The organism is Arthrobacter koreensis, assembly GCF_035792275.1.
In the GTDB taxonomy this organism is placed as follows: Bacteria; Actinomycetota; Actinomycetes; order Actinomycetales; family Micrococcaceae; genus Arthrobacter_B; species Arthrobacter_B koreensis_A.
Map to the genome: position 1 here is coordinate 1 of NZ_JAMWKK010000005.1, position 23,213 is coordinate 23,213.

Annotated in this window: 21 protein-coding genes, 1 tRNA gene and 1 pseudogene; 11 read left to right on the plus strand and 12 right to left on the minus strand. The window is 65.8% G+C overall.

Annotated elements, in window-relative coordinates:
- Positions 1-128: 128 nt before the first annotated feature.
- The 3 genes from NGB94_RS06295 to NGB94_RS06305 all read right to left on the minus strand — a co-directional run bounded on the left by NGB94_RS06295 (position 129) and on the right by NGB94_RS06305 (position 2,400).
- The gene (locus tag NGB94_RS06295) at positions 129-596 is read right to left on the minus strand and encodes a MarR family transcriptional regulator (protein WP_325789772.1); all 468 of its coding nucleotides are present in this window, start codon (positions 594-596) and stop codon (positions 129-131) included.
- Between the two features lie 205 nt (positions 597-801).
- Complete coding sequence (locus NGB94_RS06300) at positions 802-1,626, minus strand: hypothetical protein (protein WP_325789773.1); 825 nt, start codon at positions 1,624-1,626, stop codon at positions 802-804.
- Positions 1,627-1,908: 282 nt separating this feature from the next.
- Positions 1,909-2,400, minus strand: coding sequence for a GNAT family N-acetyltransferase (locus tag NGB94_RS06305; protein WP_325789774.1), 492 nt, complete (start codon positions 2,398-2,400; stop codon positions 1,909-1,911).
- Positions 2,401-2,586: 186 nt separating this feature from the next.
- On the opposite strand from NGB94_RS06305, the gene NGB94_RS06310 reads away from it, so the two are divergent.
- Complete coding sequence (locus tag NGB94_RS06310; RefSeq protein ID WP_325790017.1) at positions 2,587-4,455, plus strand: ABC transporter ATP-binding protein; 1,869 nt, start codon at positions 2,587-2,589, stop codon at positions 4,453-4,455.
- A gap of 54 nt (positions 4,456-4,509) precedes the next feature.
- Here NGB94_RS06310 and NGB94_RS06315 read toward each other — a convergent pair whose 3' ends face one another.
- Together NGB94_RS06315 and NGB94_RS06320 are read right to left on the minus strand one after the other, a co-directional pair.
- Positions 4,510-5,016: a MarR family winged helix-turn-helix transcriptional regulator gene (locus NGB94_RS06315; RefSeq protein WP_325789775.1), complete on the minus strand. Its 507-nt coding sequence runs from the start codon at positions 5,014-5,016 to the stop codon at positions 4,510-4,512.
- On the minus strand, positions 4,997-6,550 hold the full coding sequence (locus NGB94_RS06320; protein WP_325790018.1) for an MFS transporter: 1,554 nt from the start codon (positions 6,548-6,550) through the stop codon (positions 4,997-4,999). Before NGB94_RS06320 ends, NGB94_RS06315 begins: the two co-directional genes overlap by 20 nt.
- Positions 6,551-6,830: 280 nt before the next feature.
- Here NGB94_RS06320 and NGB94_RS06325 point away from each other — a divergent pair, with 280 nt between their 5' ends.
- Together NGB94_RS06325 and NGB94_RS06330 are read left to right on the plus strand one after the other, a co-directional pair.
- Positions 6,831-8,249 (plus strand): deoxyribodipyrimidine photo-lyase, encoded by a 1,419-nt coding sequence (locus NGB94_RS06325; protein WP_325789776.1) that lies wholly within the window; start codon positions 6,831-6,833, stop codon positions 8,247-8,249.
- A 112-nt stretch (positions 8,250-8,361) separates the two neighbouring features.
- A complete protein-coding gene (locus NGB94_RS06330) occupies positions 8,362-9,711 on the plus strand; it encodes an LssY C-terminal domain-containing protein (RefSeq protein ID WP_325789777.1) in 1,350 nt (449 codons plus the stop codon).
- Here the strand turns inward: NGB94_RS06330 and gap are convergent.
- A complete protein-coding gene (gene gap / locus NGB94_RS06335) occupies positions 9,704-10,714 on the minus strand; it encodes a type I glyceraldehyde-3-phosphate dehydrogenase (protein ID WP_325789778.1) in 1,011 nt (336 codons plus the stop codon). The genes NGB94_RS06330 and gap overlap by 8 nt on opposite strands.
- Before the next feature lie 100 nt (positions 10,715-10,814).
- Between gap and NGB94_RS06340 the strand changes: the two genes are divergently transcribed.
- The 4 genes from NGB94_RS06340 to NGB94_RS06355 all read left to right on the plus strand — a co-directional run bounded on the left by NGB94_RS06340 (position 10,815) and on the right by NGB94_RS06355 (position 14,028).
- Positions 10,815-12,050: an ROK family protein gene (locus NGB94_RS06340; protein ID WP_325789779.1), complete on the plus strand. Its 1,236-nt coding sequence runs from the start codon at positions 10,815-10,817 to the stop codon at positions 12,048-12,050.
- A 43-nt stretch (positions 12,051-12,093) separates the two neighbouring features.
- Positions 12,094-13,191, plus strand: a complete 1,098-nt coding sequence (locus NGB94_RS06345) for a winged helix DNA-binding domain-containing protein (RefSeq protein WP_325789780.1) — start codon at positions 12,094-12,096, stop codon at positions 13,189-13,191.
- Positions 13,192-13,294: 103 nt separating this feature from the next.
- Entirely contained in the window at positions 13,295-13,774 is a 480-nt protein-coding gene (locus NGB94_RS06350; protein ID WP_325789781.1) for an SDR family oxidoreductase, read from the plus strand.
- Positions 13,765-14,028 (plus strand): hypothetical protein, encoded by a 264-nt coding sequence (locus NGB94_RS06355; protein WP_325789782.1) that lies wholly within the window; start codon positions 13,765-13,767, stop codon positions 14,026-14,028. The genes NGB94_RS06350 and NGB94_RS06355 overlap by 10 nt, the downstream gene beginning before the upstream one ends.
- Here the strand turns inward: NGB94_RS06355 and NGB94_RS06360 are convergent.
- Positions 14,025-14,504 (minus strand): NUDIX domain-containing protein, encoded by a 480-nt coding sequence (locus tag NGB94_RS06360; protein WP_325789783.1) that lies wholly within the window; start codon positions 14,502-14,504, stop codon positions 14,025-14,027. The genes NGB94_RS06355 and NGB94_RS06360 overlap by 4 nt on opposite strands.
- Positions 14,505-14,646: 142 nt before the next feature.
- On the opposite strand from NGB94_RS06360, the gene NGB94_RS06365 reads away from it, so the two are divergent.
- Positions 14,647-15,477, plus strand: coding sequence for a polysaccharide deacetylase family protein (locus NGB94_RS06365; protein WP_325789784.1), 831 nt, complete (start codon positions 14,647-14,649; stop codon positions 15,475-15,477).
- 16 nt (positions 15,478-15,493) lie between these two features.
- Here NGB94_RS06365 and NGB94_RS06370 read toward each other — a convergent pair whose 3' ends face one another.
- On the minus strand, positions 15,494-16,321 hold the full coding sequence (locus NGB94_RS06370) for an SDR family NAD(P)-dependent oxidoreductase (protein WP_325789785.1): 828 nt from the start codon (positions 16,319-16,321) through the stop codon (positions 15,494-15,496).
- An 81-nt stretch (positions 16,322-16,402) separates the two neighbouring features.
- Positions 16,403-17,371, minus strand: a complete 969-nt coding sequence (locus NGB94_RS06375) for a bile acid:sodium symporter family protein (protein WP_325789786.1) — start codon at positions 17,369-17,371, stop codon at positions 16,403-16,405.
- A gap of 87 nt (positions 17,372-17,458) precedes the next feature.
- Between NGB94_RS06375 and NGB94_RS06380 the strand changes: the two genes are divergently transcribed.
- On the plus strand, positions 17,459-18,397 hold the full coding sequence (locus tag NGB94_RS06380) for a 5'-3' exonuclease (protein ID WP_325789787.1): 939 nt from the start codon (positions 17,459-17,461) through the stop codon (positions 18,395-18,397).
- 6 nt (positions 18,398-18,403) lie between these two features.
- Here NGB94_RS06380 and NGB94_RS06385 read toward each other — a convergent pair whose 3' ends face one another.
- Positions 18,404-19,354: a zinc-binding dehydrogenase gene (locus NGB94_RS06385; protein WP_325789788.1), complete on the minus strand. Its 951-nt coding sequence runs from the start codon at positions 19,352-19,354 to the stop codon at positions 18,404-18,406.
- Positions 19,355-19,651: 297 nt separating this feature from the next.
- Here NGB94_RS06385 and NGB94_RS06390 point away from each other — a divergent pair.
- Positions 19,652-20,716 (plus strand): annotated as a pseudogene (locus NGB94_RS06390) (MFS transporter); the annotation flags it as partial.
- A gap of 71 nt (positions 20,717-20,787) precedes the next feature.
- On the opposite strand, the gene NGB94_RS06395 reads toward NGB94_RS06390, so the two are convergent.
- Positions 20,788-20,872: transfer RNA gene (locus NGB94_RS06395), tRNA-Leu, on the minus strand.
- Positions 20,873-21,002: 130 nt separating this feature from the next.
- Here NGB94_RS06395 and NGB94_RS06400 point away from each other — a divergent pair.
- Entirely contained in the window at positions 21,003-21,608 is a 606-nt protein-coding gene (locus tag NGB94_RS06400) for an ANTAR domain-containing response regulator (protein WP_325789789.1), read from the plus strand.
- An 83-nt stretch (positions 21,609-21,691) separates the two neighbouring features.
- Here the strand turns inward: NGB94_RS06400 and pyk are convergent, their stop codons facing one another.
- Complete coding sequence (pyk, locus tag NGB94_RS06405) at positions 21,692-23,203, minus strand: pyruvate kinase (RefSeq protein WP_325789790.1); 1,512 nt, start codon at positions 23,201-23,203, stop codon at positions 21,692-21,694.
- Positions 23,204-23,213 lie beyond the last annotated feature (10 nt).

Here is a 23,213-nt window from a genome sequence, read left to right on the forward strand (position 1 = left end):
CCGGCCGGAGCCAGACGGGCATTACCGTGGGACATGAAGACCTCTTGGGTTCGGCTGTGTGTGGTAACCACCAAACCTAAGAGGTCTTCACCCTATTCACGTGTAACCAACGTGGTGTCTCAGTACAACTAGTCCCTGCCGCGCGCGCTGTGGTGGTGCGGATTTTCCTCCGCCAGCTTCGCCAGGATCCGTTCGAGTTCGGCGCGGTCTTCTTCGGAGAGGACGGCGAAGTACTCATCCGCCTGCCGGGCGCGGTCTTCCCGCACCACGGAGCGCATACTCACGCCCTGCTCCGTCAGCGTGATCAGGGTGGCCCGGCGGTCGGACGGATCGGGTCCGCGCTTGACCAGGTTCTTGGCTTCGAGCTGGTCCACCACTTCAGTAGCCGACCGGGGTGCGATGCGGAGCAGCTCTGCCAGGTCTTTGAGCCGAAGTCCGCCGTCGTCCCCGCTCCGAGCCACGGCATTGAGCGCGCGGAACTGGTGCGGCGTGAGGTCGAACGGTGCCAGCTGCTTGATCCAGCGGCCCCGCAGCCCCCGGAAGGCGGCGTGCATCAGCTCGCCCAGGGTGGCGGAATCTACGGACTGTTGCGGCATGTTTCCCAGTCTAGCCATTCAGTCAGCAGCCACACTGTGAGGTAACCGCGGTACCTGCGTGGGGCCTGTAGCCCCGGCGATAACGCCGGCGGAAAGGCCGATGAGCGTCTGGGTCCGGCTCTGGCGCTGCCTCAGACCAACGAAGCCCCGGCGCCTTGGAGCGTGTCTCCTGGCACCGGGGCACAGTTTGTTCTTTTCCGGTGTTTCAACCGCCGCTGCACATGACATGTCCGCCAATCTGGGTGCAGCCACCACCGCCACCGCTACCTGCAGGAGGCGGTGTCCAGCCACCGCCTTGGCCACCCGGCGCAGGCGCAGGAGCGGGGGCAGGCACATAGGGTGCCGGCGCGGGGACATAGGTGGTGTGTCCCGGACCCTGCGGAGCGGCCAGGCGGTAATCTCCCGCGTACTGCGGGGGAACAGCGGCAGCAGCGGTAGCAGCGGCAGCGGCGGCAGCGGCTTCCGCAGCGGCGGATTCCTCCACTGCCTTGGCTTCTTCGGCAGCCTTAGTCTCCTCCGCTGCCTTGGCCTTTGCTTCGGCCGCTTTCTTGGCCGCATACTCTTCAGCGGCACGCTTTGCCTCGACCTGGAACGCCGTGACATCGGTGCTGAGTTTCTTGGTGGCATCAGTCAGAGCGGCCGTCTTGGATGTGACGTCCCCAGCTGCAACCTGCATGCCCTCTGCCTCGGATCGACTGGTGCACACCGTGCCCGGCTCGGACTTCTGAAGATTTTCCGTGCGTTCGTCCAGACTCTTCAGGAGCTCTGCTGCACCGTTGCGGTCTTCGTAGCCCTTGGCCTCGTCTGCTACGGAGCGAGCCCTCGTGGCCTCCTCCCAGGACTTGGCGGCGGCGGCGGAAGCCCTCTCGGCAGCGCCCGTTGCCACGGCGCAGAGCTCGGCGGTCTTGCCGCTGCTGACGTTGACGCCAACGATGATGCCTGCGGTCAGCACGAGCAGAGCTGCAACGCCCAGGGCAGAGACTAGCAGCTTCTTCTTCCTGCTCGGATTGGTAGATAGTTCTTGGCTCATGGCGGTGATTTCCTCACGTGTTGGCCGGCTCGGTTATCACCGCGGCGCCGGATGATGGTTGGTCTGTTTGCAGGTCTCTATCGGTTCTCGGCCGTCCCATGAAAGCGCCGGAAGGGGATTGAGACATGGCTGTGCTCTAGCACGGTTGCAGGGTTGGAATAGTTCGGTGAGGCCCCGGGGTCAGCGGTGATGTAGAGGTGCCTCACGGCATGTCTTCGCAGCTGTCGATGGGCTACCCACCTCTGGGCGTTACCGTATCTCCTGTTACCGGCGGGGTGAGGGTCAGTGCCGGAAGGGCAGACCGCCGCGATCCTCTACGGGGAGCACCATATAGACACTGTTCGGATCCTCCCTGTACCGCCCAAACGGATCACAGGTCACGAACTCGGCACTCGCATAAAGCCGGCGTGCCGGAGCGAAGAACTCCATGCTTCCGGTCTCCAGAGAAATCCGCTGAACGGACCTGCCGGCTGCATCCTCCAGCAGATGGTCCAGCATCAACCGGCCCAACCCGCGGCCACGCATACCGGGAGCCGCCCGCATGGATTTGAGCTCTTCATGCCCCGGTTCCAGATCGGCAAGGGCACCCGTCGCCGCGATGGATTCCCCGCCCCAGGCCACCCACACTCGAACAGACGGCTGGCTGAGAGCGTCCAAATCCAAGGCATGCCGGCTTTCAGCCGGCGCAGTGGGCCGCATTTCATCCAGGTGAGCCTGCAGGAAGGAAGCCAGGCGGGGATCAGAAAAATCCGCGCGGCGCAGCGAGATCGTCATACCGTTCAAACTACTGGCCACCGCCAACTTCACGCTTTCTGTGACGTCACACTCACATCTGTCCCTCAACCACATAATGAGGTAACCTCTACATATCCGGTCGACTGACGCCACCGCGCGGACCCGGATTCGCACAAGGAGGAACCTTTGGCCCTATCCAACACCCGTGAACGCCCAGGCGCCGGAATGCCCGACGGGCCCGGAGCAGTGCCCGGCACCTCCGGACCGGGCGGAGGCGGTGGCGGCGGTGGAGGCGGACGCGGACCTGCCCGCCTGAACCCGGCAGATAAGAAACAGCTGAACCGCCATCCGGTCAGCCTGCGCCGCATCGCCGCACTGTTCGCACCGCACAAGCGGACCATCGCCGTCGTTATCGCCCTGATCTCTGCAGCATCCGTCGTCAACCTCGCCCAGCCGTTCCTGGTCCGCGCCGTGATCGACGACGCGCTGCCCAACCAGAACCTCCGTCTGCTCGGGATTCTTACGGCTTCCATGGTCGGCGTCGCGGCGCTGACCAGCGCGATCGGCGTCGTGCAGACCTGGCTTGCCACCAATATGGGCCAGCGCGTCATGCACACCCTGCGGGTGAAGCTCTTCACCCACCTGCAGGCGCAGTCCCTGGGATTCTTCACACGCACCCGCGGCGGCGAAGTCCAGTCCCGCCTCACCCACGACATCTCCGGCATGCAGTCCGTGGTCACGACGACGGCGACGGGCGTGGCAGCGAACCTCACCGCCACGATCGCCACGGCTGCCGCCATGGTGGCCCTCTCCCCCGGACTTAGCCTGATCTCCCTGGTGGTTCTGCCGCCGGCCATCTGGCTTTCCCGCAAGGTCGCCCGGCTCCGGCGCACGGTCACCGACGAACGCCAGCGGGAACTCGCCGCCCTGCACACCCAGGTCGAAGAAGGCCTCTCCGTCTCCGGGGTCCGGCTCGCCAAAACGCTGGGAACCATCCCCCGCGACGCCGAACGCTTCACCGCCCGCTCGGAGAACCTGGTGGGCCTGGAACTGCGCAGCCAGCTGGCCGGCCGCTGGCGCATGGCAACCATGCAGGTGGTCTTCGCGGCAATCCCCGCCGTGATCTACCTGGCCGCAGGTTTTCCCGCCACGAGCGGCAGCATGACGATCGGAACGCTGGTCGCCTTCACAGGACTGCAGGCAGCTGTGTTCCGGCCCGTGATGGGCCTCCTGGACATTGGCGTCCAGTGGGTCACCGCCCTCGCGTTCTTCAGCCGCATCTTTGAATACCTGGACCTGGAACCGCAGCTGAAGACGCCGGAACATCCGGCGCGGCTGGATCCGGACCGGGTCCGCGGCGAGGTCCGCTTTGAGGACGTCGAGTTTGCCTACGACGGCGGCACACCGCTACTGCGCGGCATTCTCCTGACGCTGGCGCCGGGAACAACCACCGCAGTGGTGGGCTCTACCGGGTCCGGCAAATCAACCCTTGCCTCACTGGTTCCGCGGCTGAACGATCCCGGACACGGACGGGTCACCATCGACGGTGTTGACGTGGCCCAGCTGGCGCCGCAGGATCTCTCCCGGATTGTGGGTGTGGTGTCGCAGGAGACGTACCTGATCCACGCCTCGGTGCGGGAGAACCTGCTGCTGGCCAAACCCGGTGCCTCTGATGAGGAGCTGTTGAAGGCACTGGCTGCAGCCCAAATTGCTGACACAATAGGTGCGCTTCCGGAGGGGCTGGACACACTGGTCGGCGCCCGCGGCCACCGCTTCTCCGGCGGAGAACAGCAGCGCCTGGCGATTGCGCGGACCATCCTCCGCAATCCCCCGGTCCTGGTGCTGGACGAAGCCACCTCGGCCCTGGACAACACCACCGAAGCCCAGGTGCAACTGGCGCTGGAAAGACTCTCTGCGGGGCGGACGACGCTCACTATCGCACACCGGCTCTCCACGGTGCAGAACGCTGACCAGGTGGTGGTGCTGGAAGCCGGGCGAATCGTGGAGCGGGGAACTCCGGCCGAACTGGCAGCGGCTGATGGACCGTTTGCCCGGCTGGCCGCCCGGCGGGCCGGGGCAGGCGCATTGAGCTAGAACGCCAGAAGGCCAGCCCGGCTGGGCTGGCCTTCCAAGGTTAAGAGACGGAGGCTAGGCAGATTCCTCAAGCGCCGCCGTAGCTCTCTGGGCATCCTGCCGGGCCAGGGACTCCCGCAGTCCAGGACTTCCGCCGCCGAGCCGGGCAAGGTACCCGGCGAACCGGTGCAGGTCCTCAGTGGACCAGGAGCCCAAAACGGCCGGATCGAGCATGATCCCGGTCTGCACGGCAGTCACCCGTTCGGCAGCCGCCGGAGTCAGCACCAGCACCCGGGCACGGCCGTCGGCGGGATCGGGCTGAACTTCGATCAGGCCCAGTGCCTCGAGCTGGCGCGACTGCCGGCTGATGACGCTCTTGTCCACCATCAGCAGTTCAGCCACAGCGCCTGAGTGCAGCGGTCCGAACCGCTTGAGCAACTGCAGCACCTTCAGCCCGAACAGAGAGAGCGAGGGATCCACAGACCGGGCGGCCTCATGCATCCGGGAGCGGACAACCTCGGTAAGCAGGCGCAGGTTCTGTTCGACCTCACGCTGCGCCTGCTCACGGGAGAGCTGGTTCATTACCCTGCTCAGCCGCGGCCTTCTTCAGCTGCACGGCATTCTGGCGGCCCAGCTGCGAGTTGGGCAGGAAGATCACGGCGATCAGCGTCACGACGGCCAGCGGAACGCTGTACATGAACACGTGCCCGACGCCGACTCCGTAGGCGCTTTCCACCAAGGCGGCAATCGCGGAGGGCAGTTCGGAGATCTTCGGGATGCTGCCGCTGCCAAGGGCTGCCGCGGCTGCGGCCTGGTCTGCCGGGGCCAGGGCGGTGATGCCGTCCTTGATCCGGGAGGACACAATGGTCCCCAGTACCGAGCCGAGGACGGAAACACCCACGGTGCCGCCGAGGCTGCGGAAGAACGTGACGGCGCTGGTGGCCACACCAAGGTTCTTCACCTCGATTGAGTTCTGGACCACCAGTACAAGGTTCTGCATCAGCATGCCCAGGCCCGCACCCAGGACGGCCATGTAGATTCCCACCAGCACGAGGCTGGTTTCATACGTCAGTGTGCCCAGCAGGATGGTTCCCAGCACGGTGAGCACGCCGCCGGAGATCATGATGGCCTTCCACTTGCCGGTCCGGCTGATGATGCCGCCAAAGAGGGTGGACGCGATCAGCAGGCCGGCCATCATGGGAATGGTCAGCAGGCCGGACTGGGTGGGCGAAGCGCCGCGGGCGAGCTGCATGTACTGGGCAAGGAACACCGAGGTGCCGAACATCGAAACGCCCACCGAGATGCTTGCCACCACGGCAAGGGTGAACGTGCGGTTCTTGAACATGGAGAGCGGGATGATCGGTTCCGGGGACTTGAATTCAACCAGGACCGCAGCAATCAGCAGGACTGCTGAACCGGCGACCATCAGGAAGGAAGCAAGGGAGGCCCACTCGAACTGGTTGCCTGCCAGGGTCACCCAGATCATCAGCAGCGATACGCCGCCGGCGATCAGGACCGCACCAAGGTAGTCGATGTGGACCTTGCGCTTGGCGTGCTTGGGCAGGTGCAGGGTGAGCTGCAGCAGGATGATTGCGGCGATCGCCACGGGAAGGGCGATAAAGAAGTTCCAGCGCCAGCCAAAGGCATCGGTGACGACGCCGCCGAGCAGCGGCCCGCCGACGGTCCCCACAGCCATCACGGCACCAAACAGGCCGGCGTACTTCCCGCGGTCACGGGGGCTGATGATGTCCGCCATGATGATCTGGCTCAGCGCCGCGAGTCCGCCGGCGCCCAGGCCCTGGAGCACACGGAAGACGATGAGCGTCCCGGTGTCCTGCGAGAAGCCGGCCAGTGCCGAACCGAGGACAAAGATGCCAAGGGCCAGCTGGATGAGCAGCTTGCGGTTAAACAGGTCCGCGAACTTGCCCCAGAGCGGCGTCGAAACCGTTGTTGCGAGCAGCGTTCCGGTGACCACCCAGGTGTAGGCCGACTGGTCGCCGTTGAGGTCGGAAATGATCAGCGGCAGGGACGTGGACACCACGGTTCCCGCCAGGATCGAGACGAACATGCCCAGGAGCAGCCCGGACAGGGATTCGAGCACCTGGCGGTGCGTCATGGTTCCGTCGGGTGAAACCGTCCGTTTGGGTGCTTTCGACTTTGTGGGCTTCTTCGGCGGGGTGGAGGTGTTAACTGCGGGGGGCATCGGACTCCTGCTGATAGTTGATTTAGGTCAACTATACATTTGGTTGCCTCAGACAACTACTTTTGTGCTGAAGGACACGCGTCCCGGTGCAAGGGTTTGTCTCCGACACCCCATTCGGGGCAGCACGGACGTACCCGCGGGGCGCGGGTAGGGTCGTAGTACCCGGATCACCACGAGGAAAGGACGGCCGCCCGTGGTCTCCATTGCCTGGCTACGCGACGACCTTCGCACGGCGGATAATCCTGCCCTGCTGGCCGCGGCCCACGAAGGCGGCGCCGTCGCGCTGTACGTTCTGGACGAGGAATCACCGGGCATCCGCCCGCTTGGCGCTGCCGCGAGGTGGTGGCTGCACCACGCGCTGGAGACCCTGCGGGAAGACCTCGGTTCCCTGGGCATCCCGCTGGTTCTGCTGCGGGGTGCAGCCAGGCGTGCGGTGCCCGAATTCATCAGCGGGACGGGTGCTGACGCAATCTTCTGGAACCGGCGCTACGGAGGACCGGAGCGCGAGGTGGACGCGGCGGTGAAGGAATGGGCCGCGGACAACGACGTCCACGCAGAGAGTTTCCAGGCGTCGCTGCTGCATGAACCATGGACCGTCCGCACCGGCGGAGGCGGCCCGTACCGGGTCTTCACTCCCTTCTGGCGCACAGTGTCGGCGATGGACTTCCGGACCCCGCTGGAGGCGCCGGCTCCTTCCGTACCCCCGGACAACGTGCCCGCCGGTGACGACCTGGCCGACTGGAACCTGCTGCCGGCCCACCCCGACTGGTCCGCGGGACTCGCTGATGCCTGGACTCCGGGAGAGGCGGCCGGCCAAAGTGCCCTCGAGGACTTCCTGGCCGGACCGGTGCAGGATTACGACGACGGCCGCGACCTCCCGGCCAAGCCCGGTACCAGCCGGCTCTCCCCCTACCTGCGGTGGGGTCATGTGAGTCCGTTCCAGGTGTGGCATGCGCTGTCCCGGGTCCGGGGGGACGGTCCCGGACCGGACGTGTTCGGCACCGAGATCGGCTGGCGTGAATTCTGCTGGCACCAGCTCTTCCACAACCCGGACCTGGCCACCCGGAACCTGCGGCCTGCGTTCGACGCCTTTCCCTGGGAATACCCGCAGGATGCGGGCCCGCAGACCCCGCCGGTGCTGCGCGGCCGGAATCCGGACCAGTCGCCGTCGGGCTCCCGGCCGGAAGACCTGGCTCCGCTGGATGCCTGGAAGGCCGGACTTACCGGGATTCCGCTGGTGGACGCCGGCCAGCGGCAGCTCTGGCACATGGGCTGGATGCATAACCGGGTGCGGATGGTCGCTGCCAGCTTCCTGATCAAGAACCTCGGCATCCACTGGCGGACGGGTGAGGAATGGTTCTGGGAGACCCTCGTGGATGCGGATCCCGCGAGCAACCCGGCGAACTGGCAGTGGGTCGCTGGTTCCGGCGCGGATGCGGCACCGTTCTTCCGGATCTTCAATCCGGAGACCCAGGCGAAGCGTTTTGACCCCAACGGCGGCTACATCTCCCGCTGGGCGCCGGACGCGCTGACTCCGGCCTACCCGGAACCCCTGGTGGACCTGAAGGAATCCCGCCGGCACGCACTCGATGCGTACGAGAGCATCCGCTGACTGCTGCAATTGACTGAACGCGGCAGCCTGCAGGCGACCTGCTCTTCCCGCCTGCAGGACAACCGGGCTAGCTTTGGCTGCACATCACTGCGTGCCACCCTATGGAGGCCGGATGTCCCAGGCACAGCGCACCCGACGGGCTTCCCTGGAAGCCGCAGTGGACTGGGCCTTCTTCGTCTTCGGCGGAGCAGCGGCCATCTGGTTCGCCGAGCTTCTGCTGGACGAGAGCCTGAACGTCCGGCGCCTGTGGTTCCTCATCTTCTTCTGGGCCGCGCTCGCCTATCTGGTACTCCCCCGGCTGCATAAGATCCTCACCAGGATCTACCTTCCGGACTATTTCATGGGACGCACACGGACCAGCGACGGATTGTTCGGCGATCCGGTCAACCTGGCATTCAACGGCCAGCCGGGACAGGTGCATGCTGCCATGCGTGCGGCCGGCTGGACCATGGCGGATCCGGTGAACCTGGCCAGCAGCCGCCGGATAGTCACTGCCACGCTGCTGCGCCGCAGTTACGATGCCGCCCCCGTCTCCCCGCTGTTCCTCTTCGAACGCCAGCAGGACTTCGCGTACCAGCAGGAAGTAGACGGCAACCCCGGCAAACGGCACCACATCCGCTTCTGGAAGTGTCCGCCGGGCTGGAAACTCCCCGGCGGAATCAGCGTGGACTGGCTCGCTGCTGCCTCCTATGACCGCGCCGTCGGGCTTTCCTACTTCACGCTGCAGGTCACGCACCGCATCAGCGCAGACATCGACGGCGAACGGGACCACGTGGTGGAATCACTGCTGGGTGCCTCGCCGGCGGCTTCCGTCTCCGTGATCCGGGATTTCTCTTCCGGTTATCACTCGCGCAACGGCGGCGGAGACACCATCCGCACCGACGGAAACCTTCCCGTCATGGACCTCACCCGGCTTCAGCCGTATCTGCTCGCCTCCGGTGCCCATGCGCGCCACAGGCTCCGGCATCCGGCCCCCGTAGTGGTCGGTGCGGTGCTCGTGCTGTTCCGGGTCCTGGCCGCCCTTGCCGTCGCCGGACTGCTGTTCACGGGGTCTGCGGAACGGACCTGGGTGGCGGAGCTCGCGGGAACCGACCGGGAGCTGTTCAACAGCGCCGAGGTGTACGTCCCGGCCGGCGTCGTCCTGCTGGTCTTTTCCCTCTTTGAGTGCACGCTCGCGTTCCTGATCCTGCGTGGAACTAACTGGGCGCGGCTGACCGCCATGTCCCTGAGTTCGGTATCCATCATCCTGCAGGGATCTGCGTTCCTGGCCGGGAACACGTCGGAGGTGCCGCAGACCGACCGGCCGGCGTATGCCCTGGACGTGCTGATCCTCCTGGCGCTCTCCAGTGACCGCGCGCGCGTCTTTTCCCACGCCAGGCGGCAAAGCAGAAACCGCCGCTCCCGGGAGGAACAGCGGTTTCTGCGTCTGCGCGGGCCGGACGGCCCGGAGGCGTCTAGCTGAGCTTGGAGGCCACCAGGGCGGTGAGGTCCACCAGGCGGGAGGAGTAACCCCACTCGTTGTCGTACCAGCCGACGATCTTCACCTGGTTGCCCTGGACCTTCGTCAGGCCCGAGTCAAAGATGCAGGATGCCGGATCTCCAACGATGTCCGAAGAAACAATCGGGTCCTCCGTGTAGGTCAGGATGCCGGACCAGCGGTCGGAAGCGGCAGCGGCACGGAAGGCCGCGTTGACTTCTTCGACCGTGGTTTCGCGGCTGACGGTGACCGTCAGGTCCGTGGCGGAACCGGTAGGAACCGGAACGCGCATGGCGTAGCCGTCCAGCTTGCCCTTCAGGTCCGGCAGGACCTTGCCAATGGCCTTGGCTGCACCGGTGGACGTGGGAATCACGTTCAGGGCGGCGGCGCGGGCCCGGCGAAGGTCGCTGTGCGGGGAATCCTGCAGGCGCTGGTCTGCGGTGTAGGCGTGGATGGTGGTCATCAGACCCTGCTCAATGCCGAATTCGCGGTTCAGCACGTCTGCCATCGGTGCCAGGCAGTTGGTGGTGCAGGAAGCGTTGGAGATGATGTTGTGCTTATCGGCGTCGTAGTCGCCGTCGTTCACACCCATCACCACGGTGAAGTCCTCGTCCTTCGCCGGAGCGGAGATCAGGACCTTGCGGGCGCCGGCAGCGATGTGCTTCTCGGCGTCGGCGGCCTTGGTGAACAGGCCCGTGGATTCGATGACGATGTCCACGCCCAGCTCACCCCACGGCAGGCTTCCCGGATCACGCTCAGCCAGGACCTTGATGGTCTGGTTCCCCACCAGGAGGTCACCGTCGACGACGCGCACGTCCTCGGCAAGGCGGCCTGCGACCGAGTCGTACTTGAGCAGGTGTGCCAGCTGTTCGGGATCGGCCAGGTCGTTGACCGCGACTACCGAAAAACCGTTCTCGCTCTGCAGTGCGGCGCGGAGGAAATTGCGCCCGATGCGGCCAAAACCGTTGATTCCGACTCGAATACTCACAAGGGCCTCCTGAAGGCTTGGGGACTAAATTTAGAGACTAAATATATGAACTAGTACAATTATGCTGTTATTCCCGCCACTCGTCAAAGGGGCCCTAACTTTGGATGTTTCCGCCAGCACTCCGCAGCTGCTGCGCCGCACCAACCTGCGCTCCGTCCTGGATGTGCTCCGCGCCGTCCCCTCGGCGACGGGAACGGACCTCATCCAGGCCACCGGCCTCACCCGCGCCACGGTCATTGCCGTCTGTGATGACCTGATTGCCCGCGGCTGGGCAAGGGAAGCCGAGTCCCCCCGTCTCGGCGGACAAAAAGGCCGGCCCGCGCGGCGCTTCGAGTTCAACGAGAGCGCAGGCTTCGTCCTGGGACTCGACGTCGGCCTGGCCACCGTCCGTGTGGTGGTCTCCGACCTCGCCGGCAGCGTGGTGGGCGGCACCGAGTCACGCTTCCCGCACCACGGCGGCACCCCGGCGGACCGCCGCTCCGCAGTAATCGCGGCGGCGCAGGCTGCGCTGGCCGACGCCGGTGTACCCGAATCCCGCGTCCTGGGCGTTGCCCTGGGAATCGCTGCCCAGGTCACCCCTGACGGCACCATCGCTCCGGGCCAGGAACTGGCACCCATGTTCGACCTCGGTCTCACCAAGGAATTCGGCGAAGAATTCGGCTGGCCGGTGCTGGTGGAAAACGACGCCAAGCTGGCTGCCCTGGCTGAACGGTGGCGGGGAACCGGTGTGGATGAAAGCAACCTCGCCGTGATCCTCGCCGGTGAACGGCTGGGCACGGGAGTCATCGAGTCGGGCAGGCTGGTCCATGGCGCCCTGGGCCGTGCCGGAACCATGGGCGGCCTGGAACTCGTAGAGGGCGTGGGGAACCAGGACGGCATCGCCAAGCTTGCGCGTCTTTGGGGCACGGCGGCTCTGGATGCCGGACACGACGGCATGATCCGCCGCCTGGTGGGCAACCACACCAACCGCGTTTCAGCACGCTACGTCTTTGAGGCCGCAGCCGCCGGCGACGAAACCGCCGCAGAAATCCTTGAACGGATCGGCAAGCGGATGGCGCGGGTGCTGGCTTTGGTATCGACCTTCTTCGATCCGCGCCTCATAGTCATCGGCGGCGCCGTCGCCGCATCAGCCACAGCACTGCTGCCCGTCATGACAGACGAACTCGCCCGGTACGTTCCGGACCCGCCCCGGCTGGCGGTCTCGGAACTGGGCGAAATGCTCGTTGCCACCGGGGCCGTCCGGCTCGCCCTGGATCATGTGGAGGCCCGGCTGCTTGACCTCCGGCCCGGCGGCGCACCTGCAGCTTCCGCTCCGGAAACCGGCACTCCGGCCTAGACTTGCGGTGCACCGGCACCGGCACCGGAACGGCGGAGGATGGATGGAACCCATAGCGCGCGCTGAGCTGCTCCGGCGGCGGGCTTTCAGCCACGGACTGAGCACGCAGGCACTGCCCGGGGGCCCGGCAGCTGCCGCGAGCCGGCTCTTCGCGCTGCAGGGCCAGGATCTGCCGGGGGTACTGTGGTCGGTCGGTGTCCGCACGGGTGCCACCCAGGACGAGGTCCGGGCCGCCTTCAACGACGCCACGCTGGTGCGAACCTGGCCGTTCCGCGGCACGCTTCATGTCATGGCAGCGGAAGACGTGTACTGGGTCCTCGCACTGACCGCCGAGCGCACCGTACGGTCCGCCGCCCGCCGGCGCGCGGAACTGGACCTCGACCAACGCACCCTGGAACGGGCACGGGACACAGCCCGGGAAGCGCTCGCCGGGCGCCGCGCACTGAGCCGAAAGAGTCTTCTGTCCCGGTTTGAATCGGCAGGCATATCCACTGCCGGGCAGCGGGGATACCACCTCCTGTGGCACCTTTCAGTGACCGGAACCACTGTCCTTGGACCGTTCGACGGCGCGGAACAGCAGTTTGCGCTGCTTGACGAATGGGTGGACCGGCGGCGGAGTCTCGACGGCGACGCCGCCCTCGCAGAGCTGGCCCGCCGCTACCTCGCCGGACGGTACCCTGCCACGGAGGCGGACCTCGCCTGGTGGGCCAAACTCCCGGTCACCGCCATCCGGCGCGGCCTCGAGGCCTGCGGTCCGGAGCTGGAAGAAGTGGAGTACGACGGCGCCGCCCACCTGCAGCCCGGACAACAGCGCGACGGCGCGGACTCGGCCCGGATCGAAACCGCCGTGCTGCTGCCCGGGTTCGATGAGTACCTGCTGGGATACACCGACCGAAGTGCGGCACTGGCTGCCGAGCACGCGCCGCTGACTGTCCCGGGCAGCAACGGAGTCTTCAAACCCACCCTGGTCCTGCGCGGCCGGGTAGCCGGGATATGGTCACGGAAAACCACCCGGACCTCCACCGTTGTCACCGTTCGTCCTTTCTCCCCTCTGAGCACCCGCAGCTGGAACGCCGTCGAGCGTGCAGCCGCCGGCTACGGCCGGTTCCTGGGCACCCCGGTGGTGCTCGGTAAGTCCTGACCGGCCCAGGTTCCGGGGTTCCGGCACTACTGTCGGGGACGGGCGCGTCCCGCTAGCGTGGAAGGAACCGATCCGCAGCAGGACTGACCCGAGGGATCCCACCATGGACTCTGGAAAAGCAGCGGAAAAAGTCGCGGTCATCACCGGCGCATCATCCGGAATTGGAGCGGCAACCGCACGGGCCCTGCACGCCGGCGGATTCAAGGTCGCCCTGCTGGCCCGCCGGCTCGACCGGCTCCAGGCGCTTGCTTCCGAACTCGGCTCCGGTGCAGTGGCCCTGGAAGCCGATGTCACCAGCCGGGATGACCTCGAAAACGCCGCTGCGACGGTACGGATTGAGCTGGGCGGAACGGATGTACTGGTCAACAACGCGGGGGTCATGCTGCTCGGGCCGTTCGGACCGAAACTGGATTCGGACTACCGGACGATGGTCAACGTCAATCTCCTCGGCGCGATCACCGCCACGGAGGTCTTCCTTGACCAGCTCCGCGAACGCCGCGGCGACCTGGTCAACATCTCCTCCGTGGCCGGCCGGACATCCAGGCCCGGCGATGCAGTGTATGCCGCCACCAAATGGGGCTGATTGGGTTCTCCGACTGCCTGCGCAAGGAACTGCTGCCTGACGTACGCGTCACCGTCATTGAACCCGGCGCCGTGGCGACGGAACTTCCCGGCCACATCACCGACCCCGAAGTGCGGGCGCAGGTCGAAGCCAGCTATGCCCAGGTATCAATCACCGCAGAGGATGTCGCCGGCGTCGTGGCCTTTGCGGTAAGCCAGGCGCCGAATGTGGGCCTCAATGAGATCACCGTGCGGCCCCGGAAGCAGTCGCACTAGCCCAGCCGGGCCAGCAGGGCGTCAAGCACCTGGAGCTGGCCTTTGACCAGCTTTGTCCGGGCTGACAGGGCGCTAAACCAGCCGGCACGGTCGACTTCCGGAAATTCCCGGACGGTGCCCGACTTCGCCGGCCATTCGAGCGGGAAAGTGTTGCCGTGGATCTCCCGGGCGGGGAAGTCCGCAGCAGCGGCAAAGACCGTGATCTCCTTCGCCGCAGACTGCCGGAACATCCCCAGCAGCTCGTACTCCCCCGCCGGCGCGGGCCATCCCATCTCTTCGCCGAATTCACGCAGGGCCGCTTTCAGCGGTTCCTCCGGAGCAGTGAATTCACCTTTCGGAATGGACCAGGCATGATCCTCTTTGCGGGCCCAAAACGGTCCACCCATGTGCGCGATCCAGACTTCGACGCCGCCGGCCGGGTCCGCTGCCCCGCCGGGAGTGCGGCGGTACAGCAGGATTCCGGCACTGGTGATCATGCGGACGGCTCCTCTGCTGGCCTGGACGGGACAATTGAGTGTAGAAGCACCCCGCGCATTTGTCCCGGGTTTCCCGGGGTGCGGGGCACATTTTGGGCAACGGACCTGTTCCCTGTGCCCCCTGTGTCCCTACGCTGGTGCGGTGCCGCCGAACCCCGCCCAGCATCCGTCCCTGATCAGCCGCCGGAAGGCACTGGCCGCTTTCAGCGCGGCTGCCGCTGCCGGGCTGGCGGCCTGCAGCCGTCCGGCTGTGAGCCCTGTGCCTTCGGCCGCGGGGACGACCACAGAGCGGCCGCTGCCGAAAGGCACACCAGCACCCGCCGCCGTCGAGGTTCCCCCGCCTCCTCCGCCAACGCCGGTTTATGTCCCGGACTACCGGCTTCCACCCATCACGGATGGATTCGCGCCCGTCATCAGCAGGATTCCCACCGCCCACCCGGTAGTCTTCCTGACCATCGATGACGGCATGGTCCGCACGCCGGAAGCCCTGGCACTGGTCAGGGAATACGACTATCCGGCTTCCATCTTCCTCGCCCGCACCTTTGTGGAACCCGACCCGCTCCACTTCACGCAGTTCCCTCATTCACGGATCCAGAACCACACCCTGAACCACGACACCCAGATGGTGTACCGGATGGGCCACGACCAGCTGTACGGGGAAATCGCCGGGATGCAGGACTACGTGACGGAGCACTTTGGCCGTGCACCAACGCTTTTCCGGCCACCCGGCGGGGCTTACTCCGCTGCCATGCAGCAGGCCGCCGCAGCGGCGGGCCTGCAGGCAATCATCACCTGGGAAGCCAAGGCCAGCGCGGGGTCCATGCAGTACCAGGCGGGTAATGCCCTTCGGCCCGGGGACATAGTGCTGATGCACTTCCGGCCCGAATTCGCGGATGACCTGAATGCCTTCCGTGCCGCCCAGCAGGCAGCCGGGCTGGACGTCCTCCTGCTGGAGGACTTCCTGAACGTCTAGTCCTGCTGCGGGTTCGCTAGCCTTCCAGCATCGCCACGGAGCGGTTCCACAGGTCCAGCGCCAGCGCGTGGTCACCGGCCAGCTTGTTGGTCCGGGCAGGCTTGGAACGCACAAAGTACTTCCCGGTGGGGTAATCGGCTCCCGGCGTGCCCTCAGCCAGGAACACCAGCGTCTGCGCCCCCTTTTCCGGAGACTGCAGCACGAACCTGCCCAGGAAGGACGTGTACACCGCCCGCATGGCTGAGCCCTCGGCACTGGAGAAGCTTGAACCAATGACGCCCGGATGGAAAGCGGTCGAGGTGGCACCCGCGGCCCGGTACCTTCGGTCGAATTCTTCGGTAAAGAGGATCTGCTCCAGCTTCGAGTTCCCGTAGGCCTTCTGCGGCGTGTAGTTCCGCTCCTCTTCCAGGTCATTAATGTCCAGCTTGGCGAACAGCCGGTTCGCGGCGCTTGAGGTGTTGATGACCGTGCCCCGGGATTCGAGCAGCCGGTTGGTCAGGAGCCGGGTCAGCAGGAAGGGCGCCAGGTAGTTCACCTGGAAAGTCATTTCGTGCCCGTCCGCCGTGACCTGGCGTTCCTTCCCAAAGATGGCGCCGGCGTTGTTGGCCAGGACGTCAATCCGCGGATAACGCTGCAGCAGGTCGGATGCCAGGCTGCGGACCTGCCCCAGGTCTGCGAAATCGGCCGTGAAGTACTCGCTGCCGATGTCCTGTGCGGCCGCCGAGGTCTTCTCAAGCGAACGGCCCACGGGTACAACATGGTGTCCGTCTTTGGCGAGCCGGCGCGCTGCAGCCGCACCCACGCCGTCGGACGCGCCGGTGATCACGATGGTCTTGGGAGCCACGCAGGCCTGCTTTCCTTGAAATGCCGGGACTGGCTCACCTTAGCGGTGACCCGGCCACCGGCGGTAGCTGGGCGCGGCCATTTAGGACGACGGACGACGGCGCCAGTAAGCGGCCATGAGCGCCCCGGAAACGTTGTGCCAGACAGAGAACACAGCCGCGGGAAGGGCAGCCTCCGGACTGAAGTACTCCCTCGCCAGCCCTGCCGCCAGTCCGGAGTTCTGCATCCCCACCTCAACCCCCATGGTGCGCCGGGATGCGACCGGCAGCTTGAACAGCCGGGCTGCTCCATACCCCAGTCCCAGGCCCATGCCGTTGTGCAGGACCACTGCCAGGAGGATGAGCCAGCCGGCGGTGAGGATCGCCGCAGCGCTTCCCGCCACCACGGCGACCACAACGAACGTGATCGCCGCGACGGAGATCCAGGGCAGGACAGGAAGGACACGGTCCACCGCGCGTGGAATGAGGTAGCGGATCAGCAGCCCCAGGAGTACCGGGATCAGCACAATCTGAACAATCGAGAGAGCCATTGAACCGGCGTCGACTGCCATGTACCGGCCGGCGAGCCAGAGTGCCAGCAGCGGCGTGAACAGCGGCGCCAGCAGCGTGGAAACGGAGGTCATGGCAACCGAGAGGGCAACGTTGCCCCGCGCAAGGTAGGTCACCACGTTCGATGCCGTGCCTCCGGGGGCACAACCCACCAGGACGACGCCGGCTGCAAGTTCCGGCGGAAGCTGAAGCGCCCACGCGATGCCCAGACCCAGTAGGGGCATGATCAGGAACTGCGCCACTACGCCCAGCAGCACCGGCAGCGGCTGGCGGACCACCATGGCAAAGTCCGGCAGGGTCAGGGTCAGCCCCATGCCGAACATAATCACCATCAGGCCGGGGTTAATCAGGGGTGCCAGCGAAGTAAACGGATCCGGAAATGCCAGGGCCACAGCTCCCCCGGCGAGGATAAGCAGCGGAAACACCGTGACGGCGATCCTCGCGCTGCGCTCCTCCGCTGCGCGCACTGGTTTGGGGACGGTGGTTTCATCGGTTCCGGCCATGGCCAACATGCTGGCACAGCCCTCTTCGGCTGTGCCCGCGACTCGCCGCCGCGGATATCCGGGGCGAATTCATGGCAGGATCTGCGTATGCCTGAACGCCTGATGCTGCTTGATACGGCTTCGCTGTACTTCCGTGCCTTCTACGGGCTGCCGGATTCGCTGCGCCGCCCGGACGGTACGCCGGTGAACGCTGTCCGCGGGCTGGCGGACATGATTGCCCGGCTGGTCACCGAATTTGAACCCACGCACCTGATCGCCTGCTGGGACGACAACTGGCGTCCGCAGTGGCGGGTGGACCTGCTGCCGTCCTACAAGGAACACCGGGTTGCCCGCACGGTGAAGGACGGTCCGGACGTTGAAGAGGTTCCGGACGCCCTTGTGGCCCAGATTCCAATGATCCGGGAGTTCCTGCGCCTGGCCGGAATCCCGGTGGTCGGGGCCCCCGACCATGAGGCGGACGACGTGATTGGCAGCTACGCAGCGCAGGCAGCAATGCCGGTTGACGTCGTCACCGGAGACCGGGACCTGTTCCAGCTCATTGATGACGCGCCCAGTGTCCGGGTGCTGTACACGGCCGGCGGCATGAAGAACCTGAAGGTAATGGACGACGCCGCCGTGGTCGCCAAATACCGGGTGCTGCCCGAGCAGTATGCCGACTACGCCACGCTGCGCGGTGACAGTTCGGACGGCCTGCCGGGGGTTTCCGGAATCGGTGAGAAAACCGCTTCCTCCCTGCTGGGTGAGTTCGGCACCCTCGATTCGCTGCTTCAGGCTGCCGAAAGCGGGAACGGCGGAGTTTCTTCGGCCGTGCGGGCGAAACTGGCCGGAGCCCGGGAATACCTCAAGGCCGCGCCAACCGTCGTGCGGATTGTGCGCGGCCTCGAGGTGCCGTCCTTGGAGGACGCCGGCGCCAGGCTGCAGCCTCCGGGCGGGGATGCGCGGACCGGACTGGAGAAGCTGGCCGGGGAATGGAACCTCGGCGGCTCCGTCAGGCGTCTGCTGCAGGCGCTGGACCGGACGGGCTAGGCGGCTTTAGTACTGGGCGATGAAGCGGCCGATCACGCCGCCGGCCCGCAGCTTGTCGATCGCCTCCGGGATTTCGGCGTGGGTGATGATGTTCATCGGCGGGTTCAGCTTGCCGGACTTCATCAGCTCATAAAGAGCTTCCAGGTCTTCCTTGGTACCGGACTTCGAACCCTTGATGCTCAGCTGGTTGATGATGATCGGGTAGGTGTTGATGGTCGCTTCGAGCCGTCCCATGCCTACCTGCACCAGGGTGCCGAACTCGGCGAGGGTTTCAATGGCCTGGGACGTGGTGGTGCCGAAACCGGCGTAGTCCACGATCAGGTCGAGTCCCTTGTCCTTGAATTCGGTGATGGACTCGGCAACGCCGGCCAGGCCGATCTCATCGGCGAGCTTGCGCGTCTCGGCGTTGATCTCGGCGCCGTAGACTTCCGCACCGGAAAGCACCGCTACGCGGGCGCCGATGTAGCCCAGGCCGCCAAGGCCAATCACTCCGACCTTCATGCCGGCCTTCGCGCCGCCGACTGCCATGATCGCGTGGTACGCCGTCAGTCCGGCGTCAGTGGCCATTGCGGCAAGGTCGAACGGAACCTCATCCGGGAGCTTCACCAGGTTGTCATCGGTGGCAACCAGCTTGGGTGCGAAACCGCCGTCCCACTTGCCGTAGCCCAGGGCATCGCCGTCGCTCATGACGGGGGCCAGGCCAACACGGTCGCCTACCTTCCAGTGCTCCATGCCGGGACCCACTTCGGTGATCACACCGGCGTTCTCATGGCCCATGGTCCGCGGGAGTTCGAAGAACAGCGGCATCCAGCCCGGATCATCCAGGGCGGTGACGTCCGAGTGGCAGACGCCTGCTGCCTTCACTTCCACGACCACCTGTCCGGGGCCTGCGTGGGGTTCGGGGACTTCATTGAGTTCGAGGGGCTTATTAGTGCCGGTGAACTGCCATGCCTTCATGGGGCATCTCCTTTTCCTTTGGCTCAGCGGAGGCCCTGATCGAGGCGCCTCCACAATTTCACCCTACGCCCGCCGGCACCCCGGAAATGGCCGTCCGGGATGTGAAGACCAGCACGTCAGGCAGTCCTTTTGGCCACCGTCCGGGATATCCTTCCGGGAGACACAGTCACTCACGGACGGGGAGCAATGCACGAACAGCCCAGAACCACAGCTACCGGTTCCCAGGCGTCCGTGCTTCCTTCCCAGCGCCGGGTGCTTGCGGTCCTCGTGGCCGGACAGATCCTCGGCGGAATCGGGATGGGCGCCACACTCTCACTGGGGGCACTGCTGGCCGCCGAACTTTCCGGCTCGCCGGCGTGGTCCGGAATGGCCGCGACAATGAGCACCCTCGGTGCCGCGGCCGCCGCAGTACCGCTGGCCCGCCTGGCGCAGGCGCGTGGACGCCGGGCTTCCCTCTCCACCGGGGCCCTGATTTCCGCAGCAGGGGCGGTCACGGCGGTTTCCTCGGCAATCCTCGGAGTCTTTCCGCTCCTGCTGGCCGGACTGGCATTGCTCGGTGCCGGCAGTGCGGTCAGCCTTCAGGCCCGGTTCGCGGCTGCGGACCTCTCGCAGCCCGGCTCGCGCGGCAGGGACCTGTCCGTTGTCCTGTGGTCCACCACGATCGGTGCGGTGATGGGTCCCAACCTCTTCGGCCCGGGTGAAGTCCTGGGCTCAGCCCTCGGCCTTCCGCCGCTCACCGGTGCCTTCGTGATTTCCATCGCCGCCCAGCTGGCCGCGGCGGCCGTCTACCTTGCCGGGCTGCGGCCGGACCCGCTCCTGGCTTTGAAGGCTTCCAGGCAGACCGCGGACAAAGCCGGGGGCGCTGTGCCGGTACCGCGCCGTTCCGGCCTGTCAATCCTGCGCAGCCATCCCGGTGCGCGGTACGCCGTTGCCGTGATCGCGCTGAGCCATGCGGTGATGGTGGCCCTGATGTCCATGACGCCGGTGCACCTGAGCAGCCACGGTGCTGCCATCAGCGTGGTTGGCTTCACGATCAGCCTGCACATTGCCGGGATGTATGGGCTTTCCCCGGTGTTTGGCTGGCTCTCGGACCGCGCAGGGCGGATCAAGGTGATCCTGCTGGGGCAGCTCCTGCTGCTGGGTGCGCTGGTGCTCGCGGGAACCGTTTCGGAGTCCACGGCCGGGGTCACGCTCAGCCTGATCCTGCTGGGGCTGGGCTGGTCTGCGTCCGTGGTGTCGGCGTCGGCCCTGCTCTCTGAGACTGTGGCCGTCGAAGAGCGGCCTGCGGTCCAGGGGATTTCCGACCTTGGAATGAATGCTGCGGGAGCCCTCGGCGGAGCGCTGGCAGGACCGGTGCTCACCGCCGCAGGTTACTCCGGCCTGGGCTACGCGGCCGTGGCGCTGGTAGCCGTGGTTATTGCGTGGAGTGCTGCTGGTGCCCGAAGTGGGACTCGAACCCACACACCTTTCGATACTGCATTTTGAGTGCAGCGCGTCTGCCAATTCCGCCATTCGGGCAGGCCCTGTGACGTTGATCAAGCGGATTGATTCCCCGTGTTGGGCGCGAAACCACTCTACATGCAGATAGGCTGTTTTCGTGAACTACCGGCAGCCACCGGTAGTGCTGTCGTCTTTCCAAGGAGCATCTGTGTCTGAGTCATCCGAGTCCGTCCCGTCCAACACTCCCGCGCGGCGCGTCCTCGTAGCGGAGGACGAGACGCTGATCCGCCTGGACATCGTCGAGATCCTCACCGGTGAGGGCTACGAAGTCGTGGGCGAAGCAGACAACGGCGAGAAGGCCGTGCAGATGGCCAACGAGCTGAAGCCGGACCTGGTGCTGATGGACGTGAAGATGCCCGTCATGGACGGCATCAGCGCGGCTGAGTCGATCGTGAAGGCCCGCATCGCCCCGGTGGTCCTGCTGACCGCGTTCAGCCAGAAGGAACTGGTGGAGCGTGCCCGCGAGGCCGGTGCCATGGCCTACGTGGTCAAGCCTTTCACCCCCGCCGACCTGATTCCGGCCATCGAGATCGCACTCTCCCGGCATGAGGAAATCAAGGCGCTCGAACACGAGGTCACCGACCTCAAGGAACAGTTCGCCACCCGGAAGCTCGTGGAGCGCGCCAAGTCGCTGCTGACCACCAAAATGGGCCTCACTGAGCCGGAGGCATTCCGGTGGATCCAGAAGACGTCGATGGACCGCCGCCTGAGCATGCGCGAGGTCGCCGAAACCATCATCAACCAGGTCAATTAGCTTCCCTGCCGTCCGTCGGGCGGCAGGACGTAAAAGCCCCGCCGGGAAGAATCCCGGCGGGGCTTTTGCGTGCCCGGCGAGTCCTAGATGGGCTTCGCCTTGCCCTTGTTGGCTTCCTTGACCGGCCAGGGGCCGACCTTTTCCTTCTCGCGGCGGCGGCCGTCACCCTGCTGGCCGGTGTCCGCGGCGTCGCCTACGCGGTGCACCTTGATCAGGTTGGTGGATCCGGCCTGTCCGGGAGGCGAACCGGCGGCGATGACCACCATGGCGTCCTCCTCCACGATGCCCTTCTCGAGCAGAGTCTGGTCAACCTGTTCGGTCATCTTGTCCGTGTGCTCCACGAATGGCACCAGCATCGGCTGGATGCCCCAGAACAGGGACATGTAGTTCAGCGTGGATTCAACCGGCGTGAACGCGAATACCGGCTTCTTGGGACGCAGCCGGGAGAGCCGGCGGGCGGAGTCGCCGGACTGCGTGAAGGTGCAGATGCAGGCCGCGTCCAGCTGGTCGGCGATTTCGACGGCGGCACGGGTGATGGCTCCGCCGCGGGTGCGCGGCTTGCTGCCCAGCGGAGGAACCCGGTTCAGTCCGTGCTCTTCGGTGGATTCGATGATCCGGGCCATGGTCTTGACGGTGTCGATCGGGTACTTGCCCACCGAGGTTTCGCCGGAGAGCATGACGGCGTCCGCGCCGTCGAGCACGGCATTGGCACAGTCGGAAGCTTCTGCGCGGGTGGGCCGGGGGCTGTCGATCATCGACTCAAGGACCTGGGTGGCCACGATAACCGGCTTCGCCCAGCGGCGGGCCAGCTCAATGGCGTTCTTCTGGACCAGGGGAACGTCCTCAAGCGGGAGTTCAACGCCCAGGTCTCCGCGGGCAACCATGATGGCATCGAAAGCGTCGATGATCTCTTCGATCGCGGCGACGGCCTGCGGCTTCTCGATCTTGGCGATGACCGGGACCCGGCGGCCTTCTTCGTCCATGATTTCGTGGACACGGGCAACGTCAACGGCGTTCCGGACGAAGGAGAGGGCAACCATGTCCACTCCGCGGCGAATCGCCCAGCGGAGGTCTTCCTCATCCTTGTCGCTCATGGCCGGAACATTTACTGCAACGCCGGGCAGGTTAATGCCCTTGTTGTTGGAAACCGGACCGGGCACCGTTACCTCGGTGACAACCTTGGTATCGTCAACGGCGGTGGCGCGCAGGCCCACCTTGCCGTCGTCGATCAGCAGGGTGTCCCCTACGTTCACGTCTCCGGGCAGTCCCTTGTACGTGGTGGAGCAAAGGGTCGCCGTACCGGGAACGTCTTCGATGGTGATCGTGAATTCGTCACCGCGGTTGAGGTGGTGCGGTCCGTCAGCGAACCGGCCGAGCCGGATCTTGGGGCCCTGGAGATCGGCGAAAATACCGACGGGCTTGCCGAGTTCCTCGGAAGCCCGGCGCACGTTCTCGTACGTATTGTTGTGGACCGAGTGGTCACCGTGGCTCATGTTCATGCGGGCTACATCTACCCCGGCACGAAGCACGGCTACGGTGTTCTCGTAACTGGCTATGGCAGGACCAAAAGTGGCAACGATCTTTGCGCGTCTCATATTTCCTAGC